The sequence below is a fragment of the Streptomyces griseosporeus genome, assembly GCF_014656055.1.
In the GTDB taxonomy this organism is placed as follows: Bacteria; Actinomycetota; Actinomycetes; order Streptomycetales; family Streptomycetaceae; genus Streptomyces; species Streptomyces griseosporeus.
In genome coordinates, this window is the sequence record NZ_BNBR01000004.1 from 882,033 (window position 1) to 888,469 (window position 6,437).

At 70.2% G+C, this 6,437-nt stretch carries 4 protein-coding genes; all 4 read left to right on the top strand.

What is annotated here, in order from left to right; all coding sequences use genetic code 11:
* Window positions 1-32: 32 nt before the first annotated feature.
* Window positions 33-1,016: a carbohydrate kinase family protein gene (locus IE308_RS23005; RefSeq protein ID WP_190219360.1), complete on the top strand. Its 984-nt coding sequence runs from the start codon at window positions 33-35 to the stop codon at window positions 1,014-1,016.
* On the top strand, window positions 1,013-4,480 hold the full coding sequence (metH, locus tag IE308_RS23010) for a methionine synthase (RefSeq protein WP_190219361.1): 3,468 nt from the start codon (window positions 1,013-1,015) through the stop codon (window positions 4,478-4,480). Before IE308_RS23005 ends, metH begins: the two co-directional genes overlap by 4 nt.
* Entirely contained in the window at window positions 4,477-5,334 is an 858-nt protein-coding gene (gene metF / locus IE308_RS23015) for a methylenetetrahydrofolate reductase [NAD(P)H] (protein ID WP_110627844.1), read from the top strand. The genes metH and metF overlap by 4 nt, the downstream gene beginning before the upstream one ends.
* On the top strand, window positions 5,324-6,437 hold a 1,114-nt coding region (gene ahcY, locus IE308_RS23020), incomplete at its 3' end, for an adenosylhomocysteinase (RefSeq protein ID WP_190219362.1). The genes metF and ahcY, both read left to right, overlap by 11 nt.

Below are 6,437 nucleotides of genomic sequence, written 5' to 3' on the forward strand. Positions count from 1 at the left end.
GCCGGCCACCCGCCAGGAGTGCAGGAGTTCAAGTGCGTATCGCGGTGACAGGATCCATCGCCACCGACCATCTCATGGTCTTCCCCGGCCGGTTCGCCGACCAGCTCCTCCCGGACCGGCTCGCCCGCGTCTCCCTGTCCTTCCTGGTCGACGCCCTGGAGGTGCGCCGGGGCGGAGTCGCGGCCAACATCGCCTACGGCCTCGGCAGCCTCGGTCTCGACCCCCTGCTGGTCGGGGCCGTGGGCAGCGACTTCGCGGAGTACGCGGTCTGGCTCAAGGACCACGGCGTCGACACCGGCGCCGTACAGATCTCCGCCGAGCGGGCGACCGCGCGGTTCATGTGCATCACCGACGAGGACGCCAACCAGATCGCCTCGTTCTACGCGGGCGCCATGCAGGAGGCCCGCGACATCGACCTGGGGCGGGTGCTCGCCGGCCGCCCGCTGCCCGACCTGGTCCTCGTCGGCCCCAACGACCCGGAGGCGATGCTCCGGCACACCCGCGAGTGCCGGGCCCTCGGCCTGTCCTTCGCCGCCGACCCCTCCCAGCAGCTCGCCCGCCTCACCGGCGCGCAGGCGCGCGACCTGGTGACCGGCGCCCGCTGGCTCTTCACGAACGAGTACGAGGCCGCCCTGCTCCTCGAACGCACCGGCTGGGACCACGACGACGTCCTCACCCGCGTCGGCGCCTGGATCACGACCCTGGGCGGCGACGGCGTGCGCGTCGAGAGCGCCGGCGAACCCCCGCTCACCGTCCCGGCCGTCCCCGACACGCCGGTCACGGATCCGACCGGCGTCGGTGACGCCTTCCGGGCCGGCTTCCTCGCCGCCCTCAGCCGCCGGCTCCCGCTGCCCGCCGCCGCCCGGCTGGGCTGCGTGGTGGCGTCGGCGGCCCTCGCCACGGTCGGCTCGCAGGCCTACCGCATCGACCCTGAGCACCTCCTGACCACCGCCGCACGCGCCTACGGCGCCGACGCGGCCCGAGAACTCGCCCCGGCCCTGGACGGCACGCCATGACACCATCCCGCAGCGCAGACCTCCGCGAGGCGCTCGCCACCCGTGTGGTGGTAGCCGACGGTGCCATGGGCACCATGCTCCAGGCGCAGGAGCCCAGCATGGAGGACTTCCAGCAGCTGGAGGGCTGCAACGAGGTCCTCAACGTCACCCGCCCGGACATCGTCCGCTCGGTCCACGCGGCGTACTTCGACGCCGGTGTGGACTGCGTGGAGACCAACACCTTCGGCGCCAACCATGCCGCGCTGGGGGAGTACGGCATCACCGAGCGCATCTTCGAACTGTCCGAGGCGGGCGCCCGTATCGCCCGCGAGACGGCCGACGACTTCACCCGGCGGACCGGCCGGCAGCGGTGGGTCCTGGGCTCGATGGGCCCCGGCACAAAGCTGCCCACCCTCGGCCACACCACCTTCGCCGCGATCCGCGACGCCTATCAGCGCAACGCCGAGGGTCTCGTCACGGGCGGCGCGGACGCCCTGCTCGTGGAGACGGCCCAGGACCTGCTGCAGGCCAAGGCGGCGCTCCTCGGCGCCCGCCGGGCCCTGGACGCCCTCGGCGCGGACCTGCCGCTGATCTGCTCCGTGACGGTGGAGACCACGGGCACGATGCTGCTCGGCTCGGAGATCGGTGCGGCGCTGACGGCGCTGGAGCCGCTCGGCATCGACATGATCGGCCTGAACTGCGCCACCGGCCCCGCCGAGATGAGCGAGCACCTGCGTCATCTCTCCCACCATGCGGGCATCTTGTTGTCGTGCATGCCGAACGCCGGCCTGCCCGCCCTCACCAAGGAAGGCGCCCGGTACCCCCTGACCCCGGCCGAACTCGCCGATGCCCAGGAAGGGTTCGTCCGCGAGTACGGGGTGTCCCTGGTGGGCGGTTGCTGCGGCACGACTCCTGAGCATCTGCGCCAGGTGGTGGAGCGGGTGCGGGGGCTGTCCCCGGCCGAGCGCGATCCGCGACCGGAGCCGGGTGCGGCTTCCCTCTACCAGAGTGTCCCGTTCCGTCAGGACACCTCCTACCTGGCGATCGGTGAGCGCACCAACGCGAACGGGTCGAAGAAGTTCCGTGAGGCGATGCTGGAGGGCCGCTGGGACGACTGTGTGGAGATGGCCCGGGAGCAGATCCGTGAGGGCGCGCACATGCTCGATCTGTGCGTGGACTACGTCGGCCGTGACGGCGTGGCGGACATGGAGGAGCTGGCCGGCCGGTTCGCGACCGCCTCGACGCTGCCGGTCGTGCTGGACTCCACCGAGGTGGAGGTGATCCGGGCCGGGCTGGAGAAGCTGGGCGGCCGGGCGGTGATCAACTCGGTGAACTACGAGGACGGCGACGGCCCGGAGTCCCGTTTCGCCCGGGTGACGGCGCTGGCCCGGGAGCACGGGGCGGCGTTGATCGCGCTGACCATCGACGAGGAGGGCCAGGCCCGCACGGCGGAGAAGAAGGTCGAGATCGCGGAGCGGTTGATCGCGGACCTGACCGGGAACTGGGGGATCCGGGAGGAGGACATCCTCGTCGACTGCCTGACCTTCACGATCTGCACGGGTCAGGAGGAGTCCCGCAAGGACGGCATCGCCACGATCGAGGGCATCCGCGAGCTGAAGCGCCGGCATCCGAACGTGCAGACCACCCTGGGTCTGTCGAACATCTCCTTCGGCCTGAACCCGGCCGCCCGCATCCTGCTGAACTCGGTTTTCTTGGACGAGTGTGTGAAGGCGGGGCTGGATTCGGCGATCGTGCACGCCTCGAAGATCCTGCCGATCGCCCGGTTCGACGAGGAGCAGGTGCAGACCGCCCTCGATCTGATCTACGACCGTCGCCGTGAGGGCTATGACCCGCTGCAGAAGCTGATGCAGTTGTTCGAGGGTGCCACCGCCAAGTCGCTGAAGGCCTCGAAGGCGCAGGAGCTGGCGGCGCTGCCGCTGGAGGAGCGCCTGAAGCGGCGCATCATCGACGGTGAGAAGAACGGCCTGGAGGCCGACCTGGACGAGGCCCTCGCCGCGCGTCCGGCGCTGGAGATCGTCAACGAGGTGCTGCTGGACGGCATGAAGGTGGTCGGTGAGCTGTTCGGCTCCGGCCAGATGCAGCTGCCGTTCGTCCTGCAGTCCGCCGAGGTGATGAAGACCGCGGTCGCCTATCTCGAACCCCACATGGAGAAGACCGACGAGGCCGGCAAGGGCACCATCGTGCTCGCCACCGTGCGCGGCGACGTCCACGACATCGGCAAGAACCTGGTCGACATCATCCTGTCCAACAACGGCTACAACGTGGTCAACCTCGGCATCAAGCAGCCGGTCTCGGCGATCCTGGAGGCCGCCCAGGAGCACAACGCCGACGTGATCGGCATGTCCGGGCTGCTGGTGAAGTCCACCGTGATCATGAAGGAGAACCTGGAGGAGCTCAACGCCCGCGGCCTGGCCGCCGACTACCCGGTCATCCTCGGCGGCGCCGCGCTGACCCGCGCGTATGTGGAGCAGGACCTGCACGAGATCTACCAGGGCGAGGTCCGCTACGCCCGGGACGCCTTCGAGGGGCTGCGGCTGATGGACGCCCTGATCGGCGTCAAGCGCGGCGTCCCGGGTGCGGTCCTGCCGGAGCTGAAGCAGCGCCGGGTGCGGCCGACCGCGCAGGCGGTGGTGGAGGAGCGGCCGGAGGAGGGGCATGTCCGCTCGGACGTGGCCACGGACAACCCGGTGCCCGCCCCGCCGTTCTTCGGCACCCGCGTGATCAAGGGCATCCAGCTCAAGGAGTACGCCTCCTGGCTCGACGAGACGGCACTGTTCCGTGGTCAGTGGGGCCTGACGAAGGACCTGGTGGAGACGGAGGGCCGGCCCAGGCTGCGCGGCCTGCTGGACCGGCTGCAGACGGAGAACCTGCTGGAGGCGGCCGTCGTCTACGGCTACTTCCGCTGCGTGTCGAAGAACGACGACCTGATCATCCTGGACGAGGCGGGCAACGAGCGCACCCGCTTCACCTTCCCGCGTCAGCGCCGCGGCCGCCGGCTCTGCCTGGCCGACTTCTTCCGCCCGGAGGAGTCCGGCGAGACCGACGTCGTCGGCCTGCAGGTGGTCACCGTGGGCTCCCGGATCGGCGAGGAGACCGCGCGGCTGTTCGAGGCCGACGCCTACCGCGAGTACCTCGAACTGCACGGCCTGTCCGTCCAGCTCGCCGAGGCCCTCGCCGAGTACTGGCACGCCCGCGTGCGGCAGGAACTCGGCATCGCGGGCGCCGACCCGGACGCGCTCGACGGCATGTTCCGCACGGAGTACCAGGGCTGCCGCTACTCGCTCGGCTACCCGGCCTGCCCCGACCTGGAGGACCGCGCGAAGATCGCCGAGCTGCTCCAGCCCGAGCGGATCGGCGTCCACCTGTCGGAGGAGTTCCAGCTCCACCCCGAGCAGTCCACCGACGCCATCGTCGTCCATCACCCCGAGGCCGGCTACTTCAACGCGGGAGGCGGACGGGCATGACCACCTTCTCCTTCGAGTTCTTCCCGCCGAAGAGCGAGCAGGGCGAACGCGTCCTCTGGGAGGCGATCCGCCGGGTGGAGACGCTGCACCCCGACTTCGTCTCCGTCACCTACGGCGCGGGCGGGTCGTCGCGTGACCGGACGGTGGCCGTGACCCGCCGCATCGCCGCCGAGACCACCCTGCGCCCGGTCGCGCACCTCACGGCGGTCGGGCACTCGGTGGCCGAACTGCGCCACATCATCGGCCAGTACGCCGACGCCGGCGTGCGGGACGTCCTCGCCCTGCGCGGGGATCCGCCCGGGGACCCCAAGGGTCCCTGGACCCCGCACCCGGACGGGTTCACGCACGCCTGGCAGCTCGTCGAACTCGTGCGGTCCCTCGGGGACTTCACCATCGGCGTGGCGGCGTTCCCGGAGATGCACCCGCGCTCGCCCGACTGGGAGTCCGACATCCGGCACTTCGTCGCCAAGTGCCGGGCGGGTGCCGACTACGCCATCACGCAGATGTTCTTCCACGTCGAGGACTACCTGCGGCTGCGCGACCGGGTCGCGGCCGCGGGCTGCGACATCCCGATCATCCCGGAGATCATGCCGGCCACCGACTACCGGCAGATCCGCCGCTTCGCCGAACTCTCCGACGCGGCCTTCCCCGAGGACCTGGCCCGGCGGCTGCACGCCGCGCGCGGCAACCCGGCGGCCGGTCACCGCATCGGCGTGGAGTACGCCACCGCCATGGCCGAGCGCCTGCTCGCCGAGGGCGCCCCCGGACTGCACTACATCACCCTCAACAAGTCCACCGCCGCCCTGGACATCCACCGCACCCTCCAGATCCCAAGGAGCGTCAGTGTCCGCTGACTTCACGGACTTCAAGGTCGCCGACCTCTCCCTGGCCGAGTTCGGCCGCAAGGAGATCACCCTCGCCGAGCACGAGATGCCGGGCCTGATGGCGATCCGCAAGGAGTACGCCGAGGCACAGCCCCTCAAGGGCGCACGCATCACCGGTTCGCTGCACATGACGGTGCAGACGGCCGTCCTGATCGAGACCCTGGTCGCGCTGGGCGCTCAGGTCCGCTGGGCGTCCTGCAACATCTTCTCCACCCAGGACCACGCCGCCGCCGCGATCGCCGCCGCCGGCATTCCGGTGTTCGCCTGGAAGGGCGAGACGCTGGAGGAGTACTGGTGGTGCACGGAGCAGGCGCTGACCTGGCCGAACACCCCCACCGGCGGCCCGAACATGATCCTGGACGACGGCGGTGACGCCACCCTCCTGGTCCACAAGGGCGTCGAGTACCAGAAGACCGGAGAGCTCCCCCCTGCCGACAACGAGGAACTCGCCGTCGTCCGCGCGCTGCTGGAGGCCGGCACCCTGGACTGGACGCAGCTCGCGTCCGAGATCCGCGGTGTGACCGAGGAGACCACGACGGGTGTGCACCGCCTGTACGAGATGCAGCGTGACGGTGTCCTGCTGTTCCCGGCGATCAACGTGAACGACGCCGTGACGAAGTCGAAGTTCGACAACAAGTACGGCTGCCGTCACTCGCTGATCGACGGCATCAACCGGGCCACCGACGTCCTGATCGGTGGCAAGACCGCGGTCGTCTGCGGCTACGGCGACGTCGGCAAGGGCTGCGCGGAGTCGCTGCGGGGCCAGGGCGCCCGCGTCATCGTCACGGAGATCGACCCGATCTGCGCGCTGCAGGCGGCGATGGACGGCTACCAGGTCACCACGCTGGACGAGGTCATCGACAAGGCCGACATCTTCATCACCACGACCGGCAACAAGGACATCATCATGGCCTCGGACATGGCCAAGATGAAGCACCAGGCCATCGTCGGGAACATCGGTCACTTCGACAACGAGATCGACATGGCCGGCCTGGCGAAGATCCCGGGCATCGTCAAGGACGAGGTCAAGCCGCAGGTCCACACCTGGACCTTCCCCGACGGCAAGGTGATCA